Source organism: Mesorhizobium sp. Mes31, assembly GCF_024519675.1.
Lineage (GTDB): Bacteria > Pseudomonadota > Alphaproteobacteria > Rhizobiales > Rhizobiaceae > Mesorhizobium.
Genome location: NZ_JALJRL010000011.1, coordinates 159,822 through 183,650 on the forward strand (window position 1 = coordinate 159,822; position 23,829 = coordinate 183,650).

At 64.7% G+C, this 23,829-nt stretch carries 20 protein-coding genes, 1 tRNA gene and 1 pseudogene; 16 read left to right on the forward strand and 6 right to left on the reverse strand.

The features are described from left to right. Window positions 1–9: 9 nt before the first annotated feature. The 4 genes from NR193_RS19970 to NR193_RS33620 all read left to right on the forward strand — a co-directional run bounded on the left by NR193_RS19970 (window position 10) and on the right by NR193_RS33620 (window position 2,971). Window positions 10–903 carry a D-alanyl-D-alanine carboxypeptidase family protein gene (locus tag NR193_RS19970; protein WP_256752494.1) on the forward strand — a complete coding sequence of 298 codons (894 nt, stop codon included), beginning with the start codon at window positions 10–12 and terminating at the stop codon, window positions 901–903. A gap of 429 nt (window positions 904–1,332) precedes the next feature. Then, entirely contained in the window at window positions 1,333–2,259 is a 927-nt protein-coding gene (locus NR193_RS19975; protein ID WP_256752495.1) for a DUF1003 domain-containing protein, read from the forward strand. A gap of 325 nt (window positions 2,260–2,584) precedes the next feature. Next, a tRNA-Arg gene (locus NR193_RS19980) sits at window positions 2,585–2,661 on the forward strand. 79 nt (window positions 2,662–2,740) lie between these two features. Then, complete coding sequence (locus NR193_RS33620) at window positions 2,741–2,971, forward strand: hypothetical protein (protein WP_256752496.1); 231 nt, start codon at window positions 2,741–2,743, stop codon at window positions 2,969–2,971. A 689-nt stretch (window positions 2,972–3,660) separates the two neighbouring features. On the opposite strand, the gene NR193_RS19990 is transcribed toward NR193_RS33620, so the two are convergent. Together NR193_RS19990 and NR193_RS19995 are read right to left on the reverse strand one after the other, a co-directional pair. Then, on the reverse strand, window positions 3,661–4,410 hold the full coding sequence (locus NR193_RS19990; protein WP_256752497.1) for an outer membrane protein: 750 nt from the start codon (window positions 4,408–4,410) through the stop codon (window positions 3,661–3,663). A gap of 815 nt (window positions 4,411–5,225) precedes the next feature. Beyond that, the gene (locus NR193_RS19995) at window positions 5,226–6,353 is read right to left on the reverse strand and encodes a LacI family DNA-binding transcriptional regulator (RefSeq protein ID WP_256752498.1); all 1,128 of its coding nucleotides are present in this window, start codon (window positions 6,351–6,353) and stop codon (window positions 5,226–5,228) included. Between the two features lie 595 nt (window positions 6,354–6,948). On the opposite strand from NR193_RS19995, the gene NR193_RS20000 reads away from it, so the two are divergent. From NR193_RS20000 to NR193_RS20025, 6 genes are all read left to right on the forward strand, one after another. Continuing rightward, a complete protein-coding gene (locus NR193_RS20000) occupies window positions 6,949–7,911 on the forward strand; it encodes a sugar-binding protein (RefSeq protein WP_091584278.1) in 963 nt (320 codons plus the stop codon). Between the two features lie 179 nt (window positions 7,912–8,090). Continuing rightward, entirely contained in the window at window positions 8,091–9,638 is a 1,548-nt protein-coding gene (locus tag NR193_RS20005) for a sugar ABC transporter ATP-binding protein (protein WP_375162718.1), read from the forward strand. Window positions 9,639–9,698: 60 nt separating this feature from the next. After that, complete coding sequence (locus NR193_RS20010) at window positions 9,699–10,694, forward strand: ABC transporter permease (RefSeq protein ID WP_256752499.1); 996 nt, start codon at window positions 9,699–9,701, stop codon at window positions 10,692–10,694. Between the two features lie 87 nt (window positions 10,695–10,781). Next, window positions 10,782–11,561 carry an SDR family NAD(P)-dependent oxidoreductase gene (locus NR193_RS20015; RefSeq protein ID WP_256752500.1) on the forward strand — a complete coding sequence of 260 codons (780 nt, stop codon included), beginning with the start codon at window positions 10,782–10,784 and terminating at the stop codon, window positions 11,559–11,561. An 8-nt stretch (window positions 11,562–11,569) separates the two neighbouring features. Beyond that, entirely contained in the window at window positions 11,570–12,154 is a 585-nt protein-coding gene (locus tag NR193_RS20020) for an SDR family oxidoreductase (RefSeq protein WP_256752501.1), read from the forward strand. A gap of 245 nt (window positions 12,155–12,399) precedes the next feature. Next, window positions 12,400–13,434, forward strand: coding sequence for a LacI family DNA-binding transcriptional regulator (locus tag NR193_RS20025; RefSeq protein ID WP_256752502.1), 1,035 nt, complete (start codon window positions 12,400–12,402; stop codon window positions 13,432–13,434). Here NR193_RS20025 and NR193_RS20030 read toward each other — a convergent pair whose 3' ends face one another. From NR193_RS20030 to NR193_RS20045, 4 genes are read right to left on the reverse strand one after another with little or no spacing between them, the layout of a single operon-like run. Next, window positions 13,435–14,619 carry a mandelate racemase/muconate lactonizing enzyme family protein gene (locus tag NR193_RS20030; RefSeq protein ID WP_256752503.1) on the reverse strand — a complete coding sequence of 395 codons (1,185 nt, stop codon included), beginning with the start codon at window positions 14,617–14,619 and terminating at the stop codon, window positions 13,435–13,437. Between the two features lie 8 nt (window positions 14,620–14,627). Continuing rightward, entirely contained in the window at window positions 14,628–15,602 is a 975-nt protein-coding gene (locus NR193_RS20035) for a transketolase C-terminal domain-containing protein (RefSeq protein WP_306280323.1), read from the reverse strand. An 11-nt stretch (window positions 15,603–15,613) separates the two neighbouring features. Then, window positions 15,614–16,462, reverse strand: coding sequence for a transketolase (locus NR193_RS20040; RefSeq protein WP_256752505.1), 849 nt, complete (start codon window positions 16,460–16,462; stop codon window positions 15,614–15,616). Window positions 16,463–16,466: 4 nt separating this feature from the next. Next, window positions 16,467–17,261 carry an SDR family NAD(P)-dependent oxidoreductase gene (locus NR193_RS20045; RefSeq protein WP_256752506.1) on the reverse strand — a complete coding sequence of 265 codons (795 nt, stop codon included), beginning with the start codon at window positions 17,259–17,261 and terminating at the stop codon, window positions 16,467–16,469. Between the two features lie 117 nt (window positions 17,262–17,378). On the opposite strand from NR193_RS20045, the gene NR193_RS20050 reads away from it, so the two are divergent. From NR193_RS20050 to NR193_RS20075, 6 genes and pseudogenes are all read left to right on the forward strand, one after another. After that, window positions 17,379–18,599, forward strand: coding sequence for a mandelate racemase/muconate lactonizing enzyme family protein (locus NR193_RS20050; RefSeq protein ID WP_256752507.1), 1,221 nt, complete (start codon window positions 17,379–17,381; stop codon window positions 18,597–18,599). A 136-nt stretch (window positions 18,600–18,735) separates the two neighbouring features. Further along, window positions 18,736–21,126: a thiamine pyrophosphate-dependent enzyme gene (locus NR193_RS20055; RefSeq protein WP_256752566.1), complete on the forward strand. Its 2,391-nt coding sequence runs from the start codon at window positions 18,736–18,738 to the stop codon at window positions 21,124–21,126. Between the two features lie 33 nt (window positions 21,127–21,159). After that, the gene (locus NR193_RS20060; RefSeq protein ID WP_256752508.1) at window positions 21,160–22,170 is read left to right on the forward strand and encodes a C-terminal binding protein; all 1,011 of its coding nucleotides are present in this window, start codon (window positions 21,160–21,162) and stop codon (window positions 22,168–22,170) included. A gap of 2 nt (window positions 22,171–22,172) precedes the next feature. Next, window positions 22,173–22,292, forward strand: a pseudogene (locus tag NR193_RS20065) (E3 binding domain-containing protein); the annotation flags it as partial. Between the two features lie 96 nt (window positions 22,293–22,388). Further along, a complete protein-coding gene (locus NR193_RS20070; protein ID WP_256752569.1) occupies window positions 22,389–22,898 on the forward strand; it encodes a hypothetical protein in 510 nt (169 codons plus the stop codon). Between the two features lie 82 nt (window positions 22,899–22,980). Continuing rightward, window positions 22,981–23,751: a GntR family transcriptional regulator gene (locus NR193_RS20075; RefSeq protein WP_256752509.1), complete on the forward strand. Its 771-nt coding sequence runs from the start codon at window positions 22,981–22,983 to the stop codon at window positions 23,749–23,751. Window positions 23,752–23,829: the final 78 nt, after the last annotated feature.

A 23,829-nucleotide genomic window follows, 5' to 3' on the forward strand; every position in this document is an offset into this window, starting at 1 on the left:
GACTTGCCCTTGTCCAACCCGCGTCCCCTTCCGCTCATCCAGAGACTTGTCGCGGCCCTCGGCCTGTTGCTGCTGCTTGCCGCTTGCTCGACCACGACGCCGCCGGATGCGGTGCTGGCGGTGCCGGCGCCGCCGCAGAAATATGCCGCGATCGTCGTCGACGCCAGGACCGGCAAGCAGCTGTTCGAGGTCAACTCGACCGCCCAGCGCTATCCGGCCTCGCTGACCAAGATGATGACGCTCTATCTCTTGTTCGAGGCGCTGGAGAGCGGCCGCGTCACCAAGCAGACGCAGATCCCGGTATCGGACCATGCCGCCTCGCAGCCGCCGACCAAGATGCGCTTTCGGCGCGGCGAGACCATCGATGTCGATTCGGCGATCCGCGCCATCGTCGTCAAATCGGCCAATGACGTCGCCGTGGCGGTCGGCGAATATCTCGGCGGCTCGGAGGATCAGTTCGCCGCCATGATGACCGCCAAGGCGCGCCAGATCGGCATGACCAGCACCACCTTCCGCAACGCCTCGGGCCTGCCCGACGACAGCCAGATGACGACGGCGCGCGACATGGCGGTGCTCGGCATGGCGCTGCATTCCCGATTTCCCCAGCAATTCCACTATTTCTCCGAAAGCGATTTCATGTTCCGCGGCAGGCTGGTGCGCGGCCACAACGATATGCTCGGCCGGGTGCGCGGCGTCGACGGCATCAAGACCGGCTACATCAGGGCCTCCGGCTTCAACATCGTCACCTCCTACAACGCCGACGGTCACCAGCTGATCGTGGTGGTGATGGGCGCCGACAGCGCGCGCCAGCGCAACGACCATGTCGAGGCGCTGATCCAGCGCAGCCTGTCGCCGACGGTTGCCGACACCAAGACCAGGCTGATGTTCGCCGAGCAGCAGTGAGCACCGAAGAGCGGAGCCATCCCTCTCCTCGTCATCCACGGGCGGAGCAAGGAGCGCAGCGACGCGGCGCAGACCCGAGAATCCACGCCGCGACCTCCGGGCGCTGCCGCGGTGCGGAATTCTGCTGCGCTGCACGCTACGTCCAACATCCCGGCATGGATCCCAGGGTCGCCGCGACTGAGCTTCGCTCCTGCTTCGCCCCGGGATAACGAAGTTGGGGAGGCTTCGGCCAATCCCGAATGTCTCTGATGATCCTCCGCCCTGAGCCCGCGAAGGGCTGCGGATCGCAGTCGCTGCCGGCAGCCAGGGCATCGCCCCTCCGGTTGATCAAAATTGCTTGTCCCGGCATGCGAAGTCCGCTGTCGCGCTGGCTATGCGCCGCCACCTCTGCTTATCGTCCTTCGCAACGCGACAGCAGGAGCCCGCATCATGAGCACCATCCCCAAGGCGCCCGAGCAGCAAGCGGCGGACAATCAGAACGACAGTGGCGGCGAATATTTCGAGGCGCCCACCATCGGGGAGCACGACGCGGATCAGAATTCGGATGAGCAGCTCGAAACGCCTGATGTGCCGGACTCGGAGCCGGCCGGTCCAGGCGCGTCGCGCGGCAAGCCCAAGAAGAAGCCATCGGCGATATCGGGCCGGAAATTCCGCAAGCGCGATCTGGTGCGCATCGACAATCTGCGCCCGAGCCTCGCCGACCGCATCCGCGCCGATCATCCGGACCTGCCGGCCGGCGCCCGCATCAGCCGCGCAGAGCTCGGCCGCTACCGCATGCGCTACATGGAGGAGCTGCTGCAGCAGGAGCACGGCGAATTCTCCGAGCTCGACCGGCAGGTGGTCGAAAGCATCGCCAGGCAAGACACTATTTCCGAAAACTCGGAGGAGGAGTTCGAGGAGCACAGGACGTTCGCCGACCGCGTCTCCGACAACATGGCGGCCTTCGGCGGCAGCTGGTGGTTCCTGATCTCGTTCGGCAGCGTGCTTCTGGTGTGGATAGGCATCAACCTGATCGCCGGCATGAGCGCCGCCTTCGATCCCTATCCCTTCATCCTGCTGAACCTGCTGCTCTCCTGCATTGCCGCCATCCAGGCGCCGATCATCATGATGAGCCAGAAGCGGCAGGAGACCAAGGACCGCCTGCGCTCCTTCAACGACTACCGGGTCAACCTCAAGGCCGAGCTGGAAGTGCGCCACCTGCACGAAAAGCTCGACTACCTCATCTCGCGCCAGTGGACGCGGCTGGCCGAAATGCAGCAGATGCAGCTCGACGCCATGCACGAACTGACCGGCGCCAAGAAGCCGAAGCGCGCGCCGAGGCGGAGGCGGACGGTGCGTAGCGAGGCCGGGCAGTAGAGGCGGCGCGGCGCGGGGTTGACCGGGAAAAGCGGGCTGCGGCCACAAAACGCGCCCCAGGAAAGCTTGGGTTCCTCGCCCCTACAAAGTGGGGGGTCCGAAGGATGGGCGAGACCCGTGGCTCGCCCCAAGGTGACTCGGCGAAGCCCAGACGGAGCGGGGGAGCGCCATATCCGATAAGCCCGCACCCGTGAGAGGACCTCCCCACCTCCAACACGGGACGCTCGCCCAATCGCCAATTGCCCGTTGAAGCCCGCCCCAGCTTCCGCTAAGAAGCCGTGACTTGCCGGTTCACCGGCTGGTTCGTTTTCCGGATCGCCGGGAAGCACCCGTAGCTCAGCTGGATAGAGCGCTGCCCTCCGAAGGCAGAGGTCACAGGTTCGAATCCTGTCGGGTGCGCCAACTCCCCATGGTCCATTCTGGACACATGGGTTACGGTTTATACTGGAGACATGGGTAACACTTTTGGCCCGAAGGGGTTTTGGAGTGGTTCGAGCCTGCATGTCTCGTCATCGAAATATCCCAAATCATAATCCATGAAGCTGGCCAGCCAGATATGGTCCTCGACCAGTTTGATGCCGACGGTCTGGCCGGCGAGGACGAGGCTGATTTTCTTGCAATTGTAGCAGATGCGGCCGCAGGTGGTGACGGTGACGGCCTTGTCGTGAAACGGATTATCGAGATCGGGCAGGCCGGCATAGGGTCGCGTTGAGGGCAGAGTAGGCGCGCCGCCGCCGAAGGGGATGGCAAAGGAGAAGGCGGAGTGGCCTAAGCCTGGTCAATGCTGCGCGATTTCGGGGAGGAGAACGGCCGCAGCTAGGCCTTCGTTCTTCCCTCTCGAAACATCGCCCGCGCTATCGCAAATTTGCCTTCACCCTGGCGTTTTTCTTCCGCGCATATTGTCAGTGGCGACCAGGCGTGGGGAGGGAGCAACTGCGCCGCGATTGGGCAGGCGGGCGTGTTCCCCATGCGCGGCCTGGCATGACTCTTGCGGGACGGGGAATACTGGGACGAGGTTGAGAACGTAATGCGTCGGCTTGCGGCGACACGCGAGCTCCGCGATGCGGCCCGCCAGTTCGACGGGAAGCACAATGAGGGCCGAGGCACAGGGCCGAGAACGGGAGCTTGGAGAAGCTGTGGCCGTCACAGCCCTGCGCACCCCACCGGCCTGCAGCGCTACCTGATCTACGCACGATAACAAAAACCCGCCGGCTCTGACCGACGGACTTTTGTGTTTCAGGCAATGTCTTAATACTTGGCTCCGGCGGTTTAATCTCCGTTTTCAAGTGCAATAGCTCGATCGCGGCGGCGAGCGCCTCCGCTTCGTCCGCCGGCCCGTCAGGCCCGAGGCTGGGTAGTGCATGCTTTGGCCGACACGCACTTGGAGGTCAGTTCGAATGACTAATGACCCATCCCGAATTTGTATGTGACGCGCGCCATCACCGCATCCACCTTGGCGTCGGTCCGATAGGTCTCCGGATTTGCTCCAAGGGTGCCATTATCAAACACGTTGTTGCCGGTGCTGGTCTTGGAACCAAGATCGATATGGGTGTAGTCCACGCCCAGCGATATGTTGTCGGTGATGGCATAATCAAGCCCGGCCCCGAGCGCGTAGCCGCTTTGCCAATCGTTCTTCTCGTATGTAACCAAGGCGTCGTTGTCACGTGCCGTGAACCTTACCTTGCCGCCTGCATAGCCAGCCTTGGCATAGATCAAGACCCGATCGAAGGCATAGCCGACGCGCCCGACGGCCGTGACGTAGTTGGAAATCTTGCCGGTTTCCGTGTCGCTGTCCGGAAAGTACGGGCTGACGATGGTCTTCTTTATGCCCGTAGCGGTCCAGGTCGCTTCGCCTCCGAAAACAAACTGGTTCCACTGATACTGCGCGCCAATGTGAGCACCACCAGCAACGCCGGCCTTGTTGAAATCGAAGCCCTCTGTGCCCGCAGGCACCGCATCTGTGAAAAAGCCACCGTCAGGCTGAGTCACGTCGGTCGCGGTGATGTCGCCGTTTGCCACGCCAAGATGTGCGCCGGCGTAGAAGCCGCTCCAATCGTAAGCCGAGCCGACAATGGGGCCGGACATATCGGCTGCCGACGCGCCGCTTGCGCCGAACCCGGCAACCGCAAGAATTGCAAGAAATTTGTACACTGACTTCTCCCGTTCCCTAAAACCCTCGATTTGGACAATATGTCAAAGCACGATACTTTACTGTGCTATTTTTGCCTCAATTACCTTAAAAGAAGGTGGTTGTGAATTGTCTCAGGACAAGTCATCGCAAATATTTAAGCGACAGCTAATATTTAACAGTCAAGCAGAAATCAGGTCGTGGGCCAATTTTGCATTGCTCAACACAGTCGCCATTGGCGCTGGGTACGCTCTCAGAGCAGCGAGCTTTTTTGTTCGGGCCAATCACGCTGAGGCGCGCCGTCGTGAGAATGTGCTTTGCGACGGACGGAGCGGGCCCTGCGCGGCCTGGCGGGAGGCTACAGGGGCCGATAACTGGAAGCAATTATCGCCGCACTGACGTCGGGGAGGCGTGCCCAATATGCAATGCTGGGCGGATGAAGGCAGTTGCCTCTCATGAGCACCCGCGATGCGGCTTCGCCGGCGTGTCACAAAGAGGCGGTGAACATATTCGACTAGCTTCCGGATAGCTAAGATCGGAGAATGGGATGGCGCAACAGCCAAGGAATCACGGGACGGCGTGGACGCCCGACCAAGTGAAGACGCCAAAGGAATTGGCTAAGGGAATACCCACACGCGTGATGGGCCTCAAGCTTCAGCGCACCGAGGACGCCATTTACTCCAAGGCGAGCCAGGAGGGCATTTCGCTAGGCCCAACGAACCGGTCATTGCATAATCGGACCAAATAACGCTGCCAGTCAGATGGACCGCGAATGGCTCGATCGCCACCCAGCAAGGGTTGGTTATCGGGTTTGGCGCGACCGAGGCTGGGTTCCTCCTCAAGTAGCCACCCCCCGCACACTCTCCCGCTCCACCAGCGGGCATTCCAGCTTGGTGATCGGATAGCGCCCCCTTCCGGGCGGTGACGGCGCCTCGAGCTGCTCGATCGCCCATTGGCCCATCGCCATGTGCGGCAGGATCGAGGTTGTCAGCGGCGGGAACAGATGCCGGGCGATTTCCTCGTCATCGTAGCCGACGACGGAGATGTCCTGCGGGATGTGCAGGCCGGCCTCCTTCAGCGCTTCGTAGCAGCCGATCGCGGTGCGGTCGTTCTGGCAGAAGATGGCGGTCGGGCGGTCTTTCAGCGCCAGGAGCTTGACGGTCGCGGCATAGCCGGCGCTGGCCGACCAGTCGCCCTCGACCACAAGTTCGGGATCGAACGGGATGTCGGCGGTGGCGAGCGCCCGGCGATAGCCCTTCAGCCGGTCTTGTGCCGCCTGCATCCAGGGCTCGCCGGTGATGGTCGCGATGCGGCGGTGGCCGTGGCTGATCAAATGGCGGGTGGAACTCTGGCCGCCGGCGATCTCGCTCGGCACCACGGCGGGAAAGGCATAATCCGATGTGTAGCAGTTGAGCAGGATCACCGGGATGTCGAGGCCGTAGAGATAGTCTGGCGCCGTGATCTCGCGGGTGAAGATGGTCATGTAGATCAGCGCCGAAATGCCCCGCTTGGTCAGCGCCGCGATGGCGCGCGGCTCCATGACGGCGTCGCCCATGGTCTGCGCCACCAAGACCACGTTGCCGGCATTCCACGAGGCCTGGCGCGCGCCCTCGATGGCGACCACCGCCTCGGGGCTGGTGGCGAGCTGGTCGACGACGAAGCCGATCACCCCGTCAAGTCCTTCGAAGGCGGGCCCCTCGAAGGCGGGGACAGGGCCACGCAGGGCGGAAAAGGCCGGTGGCGCATAGCCGAGCGCGCGCGCGGCCTCGATCACCCGCTCGCGTGTCTGCTGCGACAGCCTGATGCCGGGCGAATTGTTGAGCACGAAGGAAACGGTGGCTTGCGAGCAGCCGGCGGCCCTGGCGATGTCGGTCATGGTGACGCGACCCCTGGCGCTCTTCGCCGGCGCCTTGCGGCGCTTGGCCGTATCGAGGGCCGGACCGTCCGTATCCCTGGTCTCGCTCATGTCACTCGTGTCCCCAATCCCCAGCCTGTCTAGCGGCAGCCTGCCGGGCCGACAAGGTGGTGCGACGTCGCCGATTATGGAAGCCGTCGCCGTTGTTTATATTAATTAGCAGCTTCGAGACCCATCTGTCATGCGGTTCCGGATGCGCCGGGAACACAAAGACCGCAAGGCTCGGGCTTCCGGATGGCCAAGGCAGCAGTTCGTCGGCAAATCCGCGACGGTATCGCAACGATGTGCCCGGATATGTCCGGAACTAATACTGTTTACTAATACAAAAATGCGCTGTACCGTCAATCCATCGCGTCCGGCCCTTTCGGGTCCAGGTGTGATGGAAGTGTGCATGGATAGCCCGATGGCGAGCGGATCGACCGCCGCGAGCCCTGTCTCGGACATGTGATATGTCAGACAAATCGGACTATTTACGAACGATGGATGAGTCTCTAAAGTCCATGATCGTGGCTGGAACGACGCCATTCTTTCGTTGCCGGGGAACCCCTTTGAGGAGGAGGGCGTCCAAGCCGCAGACGGCAAAATGCAAAATCAGGTCAGTGCAAGATCGGTCAGTCGAACGACTGAACCAAAAGGGAGGTTGAACATGAAATCCTTGATACGAAATGCATCCGTAGCCGCCGCGGCGCTGCTGCTCGGCCTGTCGGCGACGGCCATCGCGCGCGCCGACGACAAGCCGACCCTGGCCTTCGTCGTCAACGGCGCTTCTGATTTCTGGAAGGCCGCCGAAGCCGGCGTCAAGAAGGCGCAAGGCGAACTGCCGGACTACAATCTCGAGCTCAAATACCCCGAGCAGTCCTCGGTCGCCATCCAGCAGCGGCTGATGGACGATCTGGTGACGGCCGGCGTGAAGGGCATCATGGTCTCCGCCGTCGATCCGAAGACCTCCACCGATGGTCTCAACAAGATCGCCTCGGAAACGGCGCTGTTCACCACCGACAGCGACGCCCCGCAGACCAAGCGCGTCGCCTATATCGGCTCGTCCAACGTCGATGCCGGCAAGCAGGCGGCGGAGATCGCCAAGAAGGCGATGCCCAATGGCGGCAAGTGCCTTGGTTTCGTCGGCCTGCTCGGCGCCGACAATGCCAAGGAGCGCATCCAGGGCATGAAGGACGGTTTGGCCGGCACCAAGATCGAGCTGGTCGACGTGCGCGGCGACGACATCGACCAGGCGCGCGCCAAGAAGAACGTCGAGGACGCGCTGGTCGCCAGCCCCGACGTCACCTGCATGGTCGGCTTCTACTCCTACAACACGCCGCGCATCTATGAAGCGCTGCGCGACGCCGGCAAGCTCGGCTCGATCACCGTCGTCGGCTTCGATGACGATCCGATCACGCTGGGCGGCGTCAAGGAAGGCACCGTTGCCGCGACCGTCGTGCAGCAGCCCTTCGAATGGGCCTATCAGGGCATGAAGCTGATGGCCGCCTATCTCAAGGGCGACAAGTCGGGCATCCCGGCCAACGGTCTCATCATCATCCCGACCAAGATCATCGGCAAGGATGACGTCGATGCCTATGCCGCCAATTTGAAGGCGATGTCCGGAAACTGATCGTCGTTGGCGCTGCCCCTCATCCGCCTGCCGGCACCGTCTCCCCGTGAACAACGGGGAGAAGGGACAAGGCCGGAATGGGTAAGGGTGAGGGGCAGCGCGACGCCTCGCTTGATATTGACGGGCTCGCTCAGGCCCGTCAGTCTGCGGGGAGGCCGGCCCGCTAACTGCTGTCAGGCATGATGAACTATTCCGACACATCCATTGCTGCATCGGTGCCCGCTCCGTTCCTCAGCCTCGAGAACGTGCGCAAGACCTATCCGGGCGTGGTCGCACTCGATGGCTTCTCCATGGAGGTCAGGCCGGGCGAGGTCATCGGCCTCGTCGGCGAGAACGGCGCCGGCAAGTCGACATTGATGAAGATCCTCGGCGGCGTCACCACGCCGGACACCGGCACGATCACGGTCGACGGCACCGCCCACACGGGACTGACCGTCGAAGCCAGCCTGGGGTCGGGCATTGCCTTCGTCCACCAGGAACTCAACCTGTTCGACAATCTCGACGTTGCCGCCAACATCTTCTTCGGCCGCGAGCCGTTGCGCGCCGGTCCACTCAAGCTCGTCGACCGCGCCAGGCTGCGCACCATGGTGGCGCCGCTGTTGAAACGCGTCGGCGCCAATTTCTCCGCCGACACCCCGGTAGCGACCCTGTCGCTGGCCCAGCAGCAGATGGTCGAGATCGCCAAGGCTCTGTCGATCAAGGCGCGGCTGGTCATCCTCGACGAGCCGACATCGAGCCTGCCGCTCGCCGAAACCGACAAGCTGCTCGACGTCATCAAGGCGCTGAAGGCGGACGGGATCAGCGTCATCTTCATCTCGCACCGCCTGCACGAGGTCGAGCGCGTCGCCGACCGCGTCGTTGTGCTGCGCGACGGCATGCTTGCCGGCACGCTGCAGAAGCGCGACATCAACCACGACCAGATGGTCAAGCTGATGATCGGCCGCATGCTGAAGGAGCGCGAGAAGGCCTCCGAGGCCGCGCGGGCACCGGGCGCCGTCGCGCTCTCGGCCAAGGCCATCCGCACCCCCGCCTATCCCAGCCGGCCGGTCGACCTCGACGTCAGGCGCGGCGAGATCCTCGGCCTTGCCGGGCTTGTCGGCTCCGGCCGCACCGAGCTCGCGCGGGTGTTCTTCGGTATCGACAGCACCCTTGGCGGCGCGCTCGAGCGCGACGGCAAGCCGCTTGTTCTCGGCTCCGCGGCGGATGCCGTCGCGAACGGCATTTTTCTCGTGCCCGAGGACCGCAAGCTGACCGGCATTCTGCTCGACCTGTCGATCGCCCAGAACATTTCGCTGCCCAACCTGCCGGCGCATGCGCGCCGCTCCCTGGTATCGGCAAGCGCGGAGGCCAACACCGCCGAGAAGCAGAAGAGCAATCTCGGCATCAAGGCGCCATCGGTGCAGACCCGCACCGGCACGCTGTCGGGCGGCAACCAGCAGAAGGTCGTGCTCGGCAAGTGGCTGGCCATGAACCCGAAGGTGATGATCCTCGACGAGCCGACGCGCGGCATCGACATCGGCGCCAAGGCGGAAATCTACGGGCTGATGCGCGCGCTCGCCGACGCCGGCGTCGCCGTGCTGATGATCTCCAGCGACATGGAAGAGGTGATCGGCGTGTCCGACCGCATCGCCGTCATGCATGAGGGCCAGATCTCCGGCATTCTCGACAAGGAACAGTTCAGCCAGGAAAACGTGCTGCTGCTGGCGGTGGGCAAGCAGCCGAAATAGTTCTGCCGCGGGTTTCGCAAGACGGCGCAACCCGCTCAGGCAGGCATTGGGGAGAAGACGATGAGCAAGAAAGATCTCGGCCTGCTGATCCTGATCCTGGTGGTCGGGACCGTGGTCGCCATCATCAATCCGCGCTTCCTGCTGCCGATCAACCTCGCCAACACCTCGAACCTGATCGGCCTGTTCGGCATCCTGTCGATCGGCCAGGCCTTCGTCATCATCACCGGCGGCATCGAACTGTCCGTCGGCTCGGTCGTCGCGCTGCTCGGAACGCTGTTCATCGACTTCATCGCCGTGCGCGACCTGGACTGGCCGCTGGCCTTCGTGCTGATCATCGCGCTCGGCGCCATCATCGGCCTGGTGCACGGCTGGCTGATCACGCGGCTCAAGCTGCAGCCTTTCGTGGTGACGTTGTGTGGCCTCTTGATCTATCGCGGCGTCGCCCGCTTCTACACCGCCGACGGCACCGCCGGCTTCGCCTTCGGCCAGAATTTTCCCGAGCTCGAATTTCTCACCGCTGGGCGGTCATATGGCGTGCCCAACAGCTTCATCGCGCTGATCGTCATCGCCATCGTCATGTGGGTGGTGCTGCACCGTTCGGTGTTCGGGCGCTATCTCTACGCCATCGGCAAGAACGAGGAGGCGGCGAAATATTCGGGCATCCGCACCGGCCGCGTCGTCATGGCCGCCTATGTCATCTGCGGCGTGCTGACGGCGCTGTCGGCGATCTATTTCGCCATGTACACGCGCTCGATCTCGCCCGCCAGCCACGGCCAGTTCTACGAGCTCTACGCCATTGCGGCGGCGGTGCTCGGCGGCTTCTCGCTGCGCGGCGGCGAGGGGTCGCTGATTGGCGTCATCCTGGGCACCGTCCTGCTGCAGGAGCTGCAGAACCTCGTCAATCTGCTCGGCATCCCGTCCTCGCTCAACTTCGCGGTGATGGGCGGCGTCATCCTCATCGGCGTGCTGGTCGACCAGCAATGGGGCGTGTTCCGGGCAAGGCGGCTGATGGTCGACGCTGCCCGCAAGAACGTCGCCGGTGCGGCGGCGGAATAACCGCCTTGGCAACGACCCACCTGCTTGTCCGGGCCTTGAGATTATTATAATAGCATAACCCGGGAATTGCTCGGGGGCTGACGGGACATGCGCTGCGATTTGCGAGGCAAGGTGGCGCTGGTCACGGGAGCCGCGGGCGCGATCGGCAGTTCCATCGCCAGGCGCCTGTCCGACAATGGCGCCGCGGTCGTCGTCGCCGATATCGACGGCGAAGGCGCGGATCGGGTCGCGGCGGGCTTGAGCAATGCCATGGCCTGCACCGCCGACATCCGCAACGTGGCATCGGTCGACAGTGCGATCGCCGCGATCATGGAGCGCCACGGCCGCCTCGACATCCTGGTCAACAATGCCGGCGTCAACACGCTGGCGCATCGCGTCACCATCGATGAATTTCCGGCCGAGGAATGGGATCGCATCACCGGCATCGATCTCGATGGCCTCTACATCATGAGCCGCGCGGCGCTTGGGCCCATGCTCGCCGCCGGCAAGGGCGGGCGCATCGTCAACATCGCCTCGGTCGTCGGCCTTGCCGCCATGCGGCTGCAAAGCCCGTTCGTCGCCGCCAAGGCCGGCATCGTCCATCTGACGCGCTCGATGGCGATCGAACTCGGAGCCAAGGGCATCCTGACCAACGCGATCGCGCCGGGCTCGGTGATGACGGCGCTGACCGCCAAGCTGTTCTACGGCGACGACGGCAAATTCGCCGGCCGCACCCAGGAATTCCTTGCCCATGTGCCGCTCGCCCGGCCGGCCCGGCCGGAGGAGATCGCCGAGGCCGTGCTGTTCCTTGCCTCCCCGGCCGCCAGCTACGTCAACGGCCAGGTGCTGGCCGTCGATGGCGGCTGGACGGCGGGATACATGATGTGAGTGCCGCCATGGAAATCGATCTCGAGGGTGCCGCTTTCGCACTGGACGGCGACACCAACCCGGTTGCCGAGGCAGCGCTTGTCGCGCTGCAGGCCAATGGCGGTCATCTTGTCGAAGGCTCGCATGCGCGCGCCGCCGATATCCTGCTGATCTCCTGCCCGCTGCGGCCGGGAACGGCGACCGGCGATCCGCGATCGCTCTATGCCGACGCGCGCAAGGCTGCCGTGACCATGACCGAGCGTGGGCGTGGGCGCATCGTCTTCCTGCTGTCGGCGATCGCAGGCATGCCGATGCGCCGGCATCCGCGCTTTTCCATGGAGAACGCGTCGATCCTTGCCGGCATGCGCACGCTGGCCATGGAGTTCGGCCCGAAGGTGTTGGTCAATGCCGTCGGGGTCGGCGCGGTCGAGGATGAAACCATGGTGTCGGGCGACAAGGCGATGCTCAGCCACACGCCGGTCGGCCGCGCCGGCAGCATCGAGGAAGCGGTTGCAGCCGTGCTGTTCTTCTGCGATCCACTGAACACCTACACGACCGGCCAGATGCTGGGCGTCGATGGCGGGTGGATGGCAGGCTATGGCCGCAATTTCTGACCCAATGACGCTCGACGCTGAAGCGCGCGAGGTCGGGCTGGTGCCTGGGATCTGTAGCAGCGTCGTCCCGCCGTGTTGGCGTGGCATCGATCTCATGCGCCGGCTTTCGGATCGGTGAAGTCTTCGACCGCGCGATGGTCGGGCGCATCGCTGGAAAGCGTCCGCCGCAACCGCTATGAATGGCGTTGTCGCGCGACCCCGGAAGACATTGCTTTGGCGGATCGCGCTCTCTTGGAGCACTTGCGATGACCGACAGGCCGGACGGCCCGGGCGAGAAGAAGTCACGGCGCCTTGGCGTCCGCGAGATCGCCAAGCGCGTCGGCGTCGCGCCGATGACGGTGTCGCGGGCGCTGTCCAATCCCGACATGGTCTCGCCGGACACGCGCGCCAAGGTGCTGCAGGCCATCGAGCAGGCCGGCTTCGTACCCAACCGGCTGGCGTCCAGCATGCGCGGCAACGGCCGCATGATCGGCACGGTGGTGCCACCGCTGATCAATTCGGGCATCGCCGAACAGGTACAGGGCATGTCCGACGAATGCCATGAGAGCGGCTATTCGATGCTCCTGGTGCAGGGCGAGTTCACGCAGGAGGCAGAGGAAAAATCGATCCGCACCCTGCTTGGCTGGCGCCCGGTCGGCATGATCCTGCAAAGCTTCGTGCAAAGCGAGACGGCCCGTGCGCTTCTCAAGAGCAGCGGCGCGCCGGTGGTCGAGATATCCGAGATCAAGGGCCGCAAGCCGATCGACATGGTGGTCGGCGTCTCCAACTTCGAGACCGCCTACGCCATGACCATGCATCTGGCGGCCAAGGGCTACAAGCGCATCGGCTTCGTCTCGACGCCAATCCATGGCAATGATCGCCTGCAGCAGCGCCGCACCGGATATCATGCCGCACTCACCGAACTCGGCATCAAGAACCATGCCGACATGGAGGTCGAGGTGCCGATCACCGCGCAAGGCGGCGCCGAGGCGCTGCTGACGCTGACCTCTCGCCACAAGGACATCGACGCCATCTTCTTCTCCAGTGACACGCTGGCCGTCGGCGCCGTGCAGGAATGCCACCGCCGCCGCTGGGCGGTGCCGGGCCGGATCGCCATCGCCGGTTATGGCGACATGGACCTTGCAGCGCAGCTTTATCCACCGCTGACCACGGTGAAGGTCAATCGCTACGAGATGGGCCGGCGCGCCGTGCGGCAATTGCTGGCGAGGCTCGGCGGCGACACCAAGGTGCCGACCATCACCAGCCTCGGCTTCGAGATCGTCGACCGCGAGAGCGCTTGATCAGGACGGCTGTTTCTTTGCCGTGTCCTCGCGCCGCCCGAGGCGCTTTTCCCAGCCCTCGGCATGGACGTTGAGATAGGCGTCGGGATCGTAAGGGTGATGCTTGATCGCATCGATGTCGAGATCGATACCGAGCCCCGGCGCGTGCGGCAGCGACAGATGGCCATTGTCCGGGTTGATGGTCGGATGCCAGGTCACGAGGTCGCGCGTCCACGGATCGTTGAAGGCATCGAAATGTTCCTGGATGAGGAAATTCGGCACCGCGGCGGCCAGTTGCAGGCACACCGCCGTCGCCACCGGTCCGCCGCTCTGGTGCGGCGCGATATGGCTGCCATGCGCAAGCGCGAGGTTGGCCACCTGCATCGACGGCGCAATGCCGCCCAGCGACATCGGCTCGGGCTGGAAGATGTTGACGCCGCCGCCGGCCGCCAGCGTGTAGAACTGGCCGACCGTGTCGTACATCTCGCCGGTCGCCACCGGGATCGGCGAGCGATGCGCCACTTCGTGCACGGTCTCCTGGCGGTCGCGCGAGGTCGGCTCCTCCCACCAGTAGATATCGAGGTCGGCGAACTTCTGCGCCGCCTGCAGGGCGGCGATCTCGGTGAAGCGGGCATGGACGTCGATCAGGATCAACGTGTCCTTGGGCAGTTCGTCACGCAATTTTCGGCAGATCGCGTAGGACAGGTCCAGCTCCTCGCGCGAAATGAAACCTTGCGCGGTGCCGAACGGGTCGAGCTTGAACGCCTTGAAGCCCTTGGCCAGCACCGCCTTGGCGGTCTCGAGGAAAGCCTCGGGCGTGCGCTCGGTGCGATACCAGCCATTGGCATAGCCGAGCACGCTGTCGCGCACCTGGCCGCCGAGCAACTGATGGATCGGCACGCCGAGGCTCTTGCCCAGTATGTCCCAGCAGGCCACCTCGATCGCCGCGATCACCGTGCGGTGGATGTGGCCGCCGTCGAGCGAAACGCTGTCCAGCATGCGTTTGGCCAGCGCGTTGATGCGGCGCGGATCTTGGCCGATGGCGAGATGCTTGAGTTCATGCACGCCGGCTTCGGTGGTTTTGATGAAGCCGTTCAACGTGCCTTCGCCGACGCCATGGATGCCCTTGTCGGTATGCACTTTGACGAACAGCCAGTTCTTCCAGCCGGCGCCGACGGCAAAGGTCTCGATCTCGGTGATCTTCATGCGAAACTCTAGCTCAAACCAGTGATTGTCGCGATGACGGCATCGGTCGTCAGGCCGTATTTCGCTTGCAGGGTCGGCACCGCGCCGCATTCGATGTAGCGGTCGGGAAGGCCGATGCGCGTCACTTTCTTTGCAATGCCGGCATCGAACAAGGTCTCGACGACCAGGCTGGCCAGACCACCGACGACGACATGATTTTCCGCCGTGACGATATGGCCGGCATCGGCCGCGAATTCGGTCACCGCTTCGGCGTCGAAGGGTTTGATGGTCGGCACATGCAGCACGCCGGCGGAAATGCCCTGTTTGCGCAAAGCGTCCGCCGCGTCCAGCGCCCGCTCGGTCATGAAGCCGGTCGAAATGATGCCGACATCCGAACCGTCCCGAAGCCGCCGCGCCTTGCCGATCTCGAAGCGGTAACCCGGCTCGAACACGACTGGCACGCTGCCGCGCAGCAGCCGCATGTAGACCGGGCCACGATGCTCGGCGATCGCCTCGGTCGCTGCCTCGATCTCGGTCGCATCGCAGGGATCGATGATGGTGAGGCCGGGGATCATGCGCATCAGCGCCAGGTCCTCGATCGCCTGATGCGTGCCGCCATAGCCTGTCGTCAGCCCCGGCAGGCCGGCGACGATCTTGACGTTGAGGTTGGAGTGGGCAAGCGCGATGGCGACGAAATCATAGGCGCGCCGCGTCGCGAACACGCCATAGGTGGTGGCGAACGGCACCTTGCCGGTGCGCGCCAGCCCGGCGGCGACGGCGACCAGATTCTGCTCGGCCATGCCGACATTGAAGAAGCGGTCCGGGAAGGCATCGCGGAACGGCAATATGTCGGTGTATTTGCCGAGATCGGCGGTCAGCCCGACAATGTCCGGATGGCTCTGGCCAAGACGGGCCAGCGCGCGGCCGAACGGTGCCTCGACGCTCTGCCGGTCGCCGCCACCAGCTTCGTCCTGGCCCATGGCCAGCGTGCGGCCAGCCTCCATTGCCGCGCCGCTCACTGGCCCGCTCCCGCGCTGTTCTCGAACTCGGCGATGATGCCGTCCCATTGTGCCACGTCGATGCGGAAGAAGTGCGATTTCTCGCTGCTCTCGATGCGCGGAACGCCCTTGCCGGGCAGTGTGCGCAGCACGATCGCCTTCGGCTTGCCGTTGCGATTTCTTGCATCGGCCAGCGCACTGACCACCGCCGTCATGTCGTTGCCGTCGATCTCGGATGTTTCCCAGCCGAAGGCGCGCCATTTGTCGGCGACAGGTTCCATGTCGAGCACGACAGGCCCGTCGGCCTGGATCCCGTTGCAGTCGATCAGCGCCACCAGCCCGTCGAGCTTGAAATGGCTGGCCGACATTGCCGCTTCCCAGGTTGAGCCTTCCTGCATCTCGCCGTCGGACAATTCAACGAAGACGCGTGCGTCGGAGCGGTCGACGCGCAGTCCGAGCGCCTGGCCGACACCTTGTCCCAGCCCATGGCCGAGCGAGCCGCCGATCATTTCGACGCCGGGCGTGGTGTCGAGCGTCGACATTTCCAGCCGGCTGTTGTCGGCGCCATAGGTGACCAATTCCTCGACCGGAATGATGCCGGCCTCGGCCAGGGCCGCCCACAATGCGATGGAATAGTGACCGGTCGACAGCAGGAAGCGGTCGCGTTCGGGCCAGGCCAGATTGTGCGGGTCGTAGCGCAGCTCATGGAAATACAGCGCGGCCAGCGCATCGGCGATGCCGAGGCCCTGGCCGATATAACCCTGGCCCTGGCCGCGCGCCATGGTCAGCATGTGGCGGCGCAACTGCGTCGCCTTGCGTTCGAGCGCGCCGATATCGGCGGTGCCGGGAGGAGAGTTGCGCAGCATTGGATCAGTCCTTGTCGAGTCCGCCCGACATGTTGAGCCGCTCGGCGGTCATGTATTTCGGCGCGTCGAGGCAGAGCCAGACGACAGCCTCCGCGACCTCGGAAATCTCGGCGCGGCGGCCGAGCGGTATGCGGCGCGTGCGTTCGTCGAGAAAGGCCTGCAGGTCGTTGCGGCCATTGGCGCGGGCGAGATCGGCCTCGGTCGAGCGCTGCATCTCGGTGTCCATCATCCCCGGCGCCAGGCTGTTGACCAGCACGCCGTAGGGCGCCAGTGCAACCGCCGCGGCGCGGGTGATGGAGTCGACGCCGGCCTTGCTCGCCGTGTAGGCGGTGTAGTCGGGCAGCGCCATGCGCGAACCGGGTGAGGTGATGTTGATGATGCGCCCCGAACGCTGCTCGCGCATCACCCGGCCCGCCGCCTTGCAGGCCATGGCAAGCGCGGTGACGTTGAGCGCCAGCGTGCGCGTCCAGGATTTGTAAGTGGCGTCGAGGAACGGCTCGATCACACCATAACCGGCATTGTTGACGAGGATGTCGATGCCGCCCCATTGCACGACCACCTTTTCGACCGCTGCCTCCGGCGCGCCTTCCCTGGTGAAGTCGCCGATGATCGTCTCGGCCTCGGCGCCTTTCTCCCGAACCAGGCGAGCGGTCTCGGCCGCGCCTTCGGCGTTGACGTCGGCGATGGCGACCGCGCATCGACGGGCCGCCAATTGTATCGCAACCTCGCGGCCAAGGCCGCCGGCGGCGCCCGTGACCAGTGCCCTGCGCGGCGTTGTCTCGAGAATTTCGGCAGGCAAGCGAGCACCCTCCCGGTGGCCATCTTGACGGAATTGATACCGGTACCATAAATGGCTGTCAACGGGGATGTGCTATTGTCCGCCGACCGAGCGGTCAATCGGTGCAGGGAGGAAAAAATGAAAGTCGTCGCGCTCGAGACGCTGCAGCTGGCGGAGTTCCCGTTCCTGTTCTGGCTGCGCGTCCACACCGATGCCGGCCTCATCGGCACCGGCGAGACCTTCTGGGCGCCAGGACCGGTCGCCTCCTACATCCACGACAATGTCGCCGCCTATCTTCTGGGCAAGGATCCGCGCGACATCGAGCTGCACGACCGTACGCTGGGCAGCGTCTATGTCGGCGCGCGCGATTCCGGCGCCGAGGTGCGCGGCAATTCCGCCGTCAACATTGCGCTCTGGGATATATATGGCCAGGCGCTCGGCGAGCCGGTCTGGCGGCTGCTCGGAGGCCGTACCCACAGGACCGTGCCGATCTACAACACTTGCGCCGGCTACAAACATGTCCGCGCCACGAAGAAGAACGCCCTGTTCGAGCGCGGCGAGGACTGGTCGCTCAAGGCCGGCGATTCGAACGAGGGCCCATATGAGGATCTGCTCGCCTGGCGCTACAATGCCGGCGACCTCGCCAAAAGCCTGAAATCCGAAGGTATCAAGGCGATGAAGATATGGCCGTTCGACATTGCCGCCGAGGCGTCGAACGGCACTCGCATTTCGCTTGCCGATCTCGACAAGGCGCTGGAACCTTTCCAGAAAATCCGCGACGCCGTCGGCCGCGACATGGAAATCATGGTCGAGCTGCATGGGCTGTGGACCTTGCCGCCGGTGCTGCGCATCGCCGAGGCGCTGAAAACGTATGACGTCGCCTGGCTGGAGGAGCCCATCCGCTACAACGAGCTTGACGCCATGGCCGAGCTTGCCCGCCACACGTCCATTCCGATCGCCGCCAGCGAAAGGCTGGCCTCGCGGCAGATGTTCAAGCAGTTGATCGACAAGCGCGCCGCTTCGGTGATCATGATCGACCTCGCCTGGTGTGGCGGCCTCAGCGAGGCACGCAAGATCGCCAACATGGCCGAAGCCAGCGAACTGCCGGTGACCTTGCACGACTGCACCGGGCCGATCGTCTATGCCGCCAGCTGCGCACTGTCCGCAACCTTGCCGAACGTCAACTACCAGGAGGCCGTGCGCGCCTATTTCACCGGCTGGTACACCGAGATCGTCGCCGACATTCCGCTGGTCAGCGACGGCCATGTCGCACCGCTGGAGGGGTCGGGCCTTGGCCTCAGCCTGCGGCCGGAGTTGTTCGAGCGGCCTGACGCCACGGTGCGCATCACCAAGATCTAGCGGCCATACGGGCTCTGTTCGGAGCCAGTAGACATTATGCTATTATAATCTATTATGAACCGAAGCGGGCGACCAACAAGCTCGCCGCCGGCGCTCTGCAGTCCGGCCAGACGGATTCAGGGAGGCTTTGGTGGCAATGTCTGCGGCGCGCACGCGCGAGGATTTCAAGAGTGCGCCAAATCTGCCCGACCGGAAAATCCTGCTCGACCTGTTCGAGCGCATGGTGCTGTTGCGCCGCTTCGAAAGCATCGCCCAGATCGCTTGCCGCAAAGGCGAAACGCCGGGCTTCCTGCATCTCTATATCGGTGAGGAGGCGACAGGCGTTGGCGTCTGCGGGCATCTGCGCCCGACCGACTGGGTCACATCAACCCATCGTGGCCATGGCCACGCGCTGGCCAAGGGCGCCAACCCCGGCCGGGTGATGGCGGAGCTGTTCGGCAAGGTCGACGGCATCTGCGGCGGCCGCGGCGGCACCATGCATCTCTATGACCGCTCGGTCGGCCTGTTCGGCACTAATGGCATCGTCGCCGCCGGTATCGGCCATGCCGTCGGCATCGGCATGAGCGCCCGCCAGCAGGGCCGCGACGACATCGGCGTCGCCTTCTTCGGCGACGGCGCCGCCAATCATGGCGGCTTCCACGAGGCGCTCAATTTCGCCGCCGTGCAGCGCGCCCCGGCGGTCTTCGTCTGCGAGAACAACCTTTACGCCACCGCGACGCCGCTCAAGTCCGTCACGCTCAATCCCGAAATCGCCACCAAGGCCGCGTCCTACGGCATGCCCGGCGTCGCCGTCGACGGCAACGACGTCTTTGCCGTCTGGCTGGCCATGAAGGAAGCCACCGAGCGCGCCCGCGCCGGCAAGGGTCCGACGCTGATCGAGGCCAAGACCTATCGCACCGTCGGCCACCATGAGGGCGATCCCGTCATCGGTACCTACCGCACGCAGGAGGAGCTCGACGCCTGGATCAAGCGCGACCCCATCGACATGTTCCGCAAGAAGCTGGTCGAGGACTATGGCGTCGCCGATGCCGAGGCGCTGGCGGCCATCGAGTCACGAATCGAGAAGGTGGTCGAGGAAGCGCTGACCTTCGCCCGCAATTCACCCGAGCCCGATCCGGCAACGGTGCGGCTGCACGTCTTTGCCGATCCGATCAATCCGCCCGCCGCCCTGCAGCCGCGCGCCGCCGGCGAGACGCGCACGCAAGGCTGGCTCGAAGCGGTGCGCGACGGCATCGCCGAGGAGATGCGCGCCAATCCGGCCATCCTCTATTTCGGCGAAGGCACCGGCGAGCGCGGCGGCAGCTTCGCCCACACCAGGAATCTCTGGCAGGAGTTCGGCGCCGAGCGCATGGTCGACACGCCGATTTCCGAACAGGGTTTCACCGCCGCCGCCGTCGGCGCCTCGGCCACCGGCGCGCGCACCGTCTCGGACCTTATGTTTGCCGACTTCGCCTTCGAGACCGCCGGGCAGATCTTTTTGCAGGCGGCCAAGCTGCGCTACATGACCAGCGGCTTGATGAGCGCGCCGATGGTGGTGCGCGTCGGCGCTGGCGCGCTGCGCAGCTCCGGACCGCATCACAGCGGCATCTATCATCCGGTCTTCGCCCATATGCCGGGCCTCATCGTCTGCGTGCCCTCGACCCCGGCCGACGCCAAGGGGTTGATGAAGACGGCGCTGAGGGCCGGCGATCCCGTCATCATGCTCGAACCCAAGGCGCTGTTCGCCTCGAAGGGCGAGGTGCCCGTGGGCGAACATTATGTGCCTTTCGGCGTCGCGCGCATCGCCCGGTCCGGTGCCGACATCACCATCGTCGCCGCCGGCCAGATGGTGCAGCGCGCGCTGGAGGCCGCCGAGACGCTGGCCGCCGAAGGCATCGAAGCCGAGGTGATCGACCCACGCACCATCATGCCGCTCGACATCGACACCATCGTCGCCAGCGTCCGCAAGACGCATCGTCTGCTCATCGTCGACGAGGCCTGGGCGATGTGCGGCCTTGGCGGCGAGATCGCGCAAGCCATCAACGAGCTCGCCTTCGATGAACTCGACGCGCCGCCCGGAAGGCTGCACACGGCGCCGACTTCGCATCCCTTCGCGCCGGTGCTGGAGCGCGCCATGCTGGTCGATACAGCGCGCATCGTCCAGGGCGTGCGCGACGTCATCGCTGGCCAGCCGCCGGTGCCGGATCACTGGTACACGGTCGGCCTGAAAAGTGCTGCGCCGGCTAAGCTTGCTTCTGCTCCTGCCAAGCCGCAGCCCACCGTGGCTGCGACGTCTGCTTCTCCTGCGGGCGACGACGAGCCGATAACGATGCCGTTCGGCGATCTCACCGTCAGCGAAGGCACCGTCATAAAATGGCTGAAGGCGGTCGGCGATGCCGTCAAGGAGGGCGAACTGATTGCCGAGATCGAAACCGACAAGGCCGTGGTCGAGATCGAGGCGCCGGTCAGTGGCACGCTTGCCGCGATCGACCAGCCGGTTGGCGCCGTGGTGCCAATGGGCGGCCGCATCGGCGGCATCAGGAAATAAACCACCACCAGATATGAAATCCGAAGGGCAAGCATGAAGATCCTGTGCGCCAACTGGCAAGCCGCCGACGAGGCCGAGCTCGAATGCGAGCACTATCCTGATATCGAGTTCATACTGGCCCGCTCGACCAACGACAAGGCTGCCAGCCTCGATCCCGCAATCTGTGGGTCGGTCGATGCCGTCATCAACTATTCGCCGACCCACAATGTCGCGGCCGCTCCGACCGCCTTTCCCAAGGCGAGGATCGCGGTGCGCTCGGGCGTCGGCTTCGACAACATCGACACCGCGGGCTGGGGCGCGCGCAAGATCCCGGCCTGCAATGTTCCGGACTATGGCACGACCGAAGTCGCCGACCACGCCATCGGGCTGATGCTGGCGCTGACGCGCGGCACCTCCGCCTATGGCGCGGAGCTTTCCGGTAACGGCGCCGAAGGCTGGCATTTCTCCAAGGCGCCACTGGTACGCCGGCACAAGGGTGCCATCTTCGGCGTTGTCGGGCTCGGCCGCATCGGGCTTGCCACTGCCCGTCGCGCCGCCGCTTTCGACATGAAGGTTGTGTTCCATGACCCGCATCTTCTGTCCGGCGTCGACCTCTCGACCGGCTACGAGCGGGTCCATTCGCTGGCCGAGCTGATGCGGCGGGCGGATGTGGTGAGCGTTCACACGCCGTTGAGCGAGGAAACCCGCAAGCTGCTTGGGGCGCCTGCCTTTGCCGCCGCCAAACCCGGTCTTGTGCTGGTCAACACGGCGCGCGGCCCGATCGTCGATCTCGACGCGCTGGAAGCGGCAATGCGCGAGGGCGCCGTTGCCGGGGCCGGGCTGGACGTGCTGCCGAACGAACCGGGCGATCTCGACCATCCGCTGCTGGTGGCATGGCGGCGCCGCGAGCCGTGGATCGCCAACCGGCTGATCGTCACGCCGCACGCGGCCTTCTACAGCCCGGCGGCGATGCGCGACCTCAGGCTGAAATCGATCGAAGTGGTGCACGCCTATCTCGCCGAGGGCCGGCTCACAAACTGCGTCAATGCCGAGTATCTGAAATGAATATGGCGGTCGGCCAAACCCGGCGTCTACCGGCGTCGCCCTATGCGCGCCGCCTAGCGCGCGAGCGTGGCCTTCCGCTCGAGACGCTCCGCGGCAGCGGCCCGGGTGGCCGCGTCCTGGCCGCCGACGTGCAGGACTTCGTCCCTGTTCCCGCCCCTGTAAATTCGCCTGATGTCGTCGCCCCTGCTGCTGCCGCGCCATCTGTCGCGGCGCCCCGCATGGCCGCTTTCGCCGCATCGCTCGCGCTGGGCGCGCTGCGCGACCTGCTGGCCGCGCTGGACAGCACCGGGAAAGTGTTCGACATCGACGACGTGCTGCTGCGCGCGGCCGGTCATGCATTCGCTGAAACTCCCGAGGCCGCCATGCTCGGCGGCGCTCCGGTGGCTCTGGAACTCGCCGGACGGCAAGCGGTCTTCGCGGTTGCCCCGCAGGTTACCTTGACGTCACTGCGCTCGACACGGCTTACGGCTGTGGCCGACAACCATGACGACGCGGACAAACCGGCCGCACTGTCCTTGCGGCTCTTGCCGGAGAGCGAAATCCGGCCGCTGATGATGCCGCTTTTGCCGGACCGAACCATGCGCCTGACCGTTTGCGTCGCTGCGGGAGGTGGCCATGCCGAATGCCTGCTCACCACGGATACGGCGAGCCTTGACGAGGCGGCCGCGGCTGCGTGGCTCGCCGCCCTGAAATCGGCGATCGAACACCCGCTCCGGCTCTTCGTCTGACGTTCCGCATCGTCGGCGGCATCGCCTAGCCTCGGGGCAAGTAAGCTATTATAAAAGCTTCGACACAGGCGCGACGAGGCTCATGGATCACTCCGTTCCCACCATCGACATACTTCCCCGGCGCACGCTCGGCCGTTCGAACGGGCCGCTTTACCGCCAGCTTGCCGACATCTTGCGCGAGCCTATCGGCGACGGCACCTTCCCCGTTGGCGGTGAACTGCCGAAGGAGGCGACCATTGCCGAGCATTTCGGCGTCAGCCTGATCACCGTGCGCCAGGCGTTGCGGGACCTCGAGGCCGACGGGCTGATCAGGAAGCGGTCGGCGAAACCAGCGGTGGTGACGGCGCGCAATCCGTCGGTCAACCTCAGCTGGAAATTCAAGAACTTCGCCGACATGGCGGCCTTCACCAAGGATGCCCAACTGACGGTGAAATCCTATCGCAAGGAGGTCTCCCCCGTGCTTCAGCGCCATTTCGGCATGGGCAAGGACGAGGCGGGCTACTGCTTGCGCGGCATCCTGTCGGTGGGTGAGCAGAAGAAGGCTCAGATCACCAGTTATTTCCCGCCTTCTGTCGGAGCGAAGCTGAAGCGGGACGATTTTTCCGACGTGCTGATCTTTCGTTCCGTGCAACGGCATCTCGGCCTTCGGCTGGACGTCGCGCATGTCACGGTCCGCGCCGAGATCGCCGACGAGGTCATCGCGGACGACCTCGGCATCGTGCTGGGCAGTGCGGTGCTGAGTGTGGAGATGCTCTACCAGTCGGCTGACCAGCAGAGCATCGAGTTCACCATCGCGCGGCATCCGGCCGATCTCTTCAGCATCAGCTACGACGCGCCGAACGACCTCGCCTGAACCCGATCGGCGGGATTGCCACGCCGATTTCGTCGTCTCGGCCATGGACAGCTTTATAAAATTATAATAGCATCATAG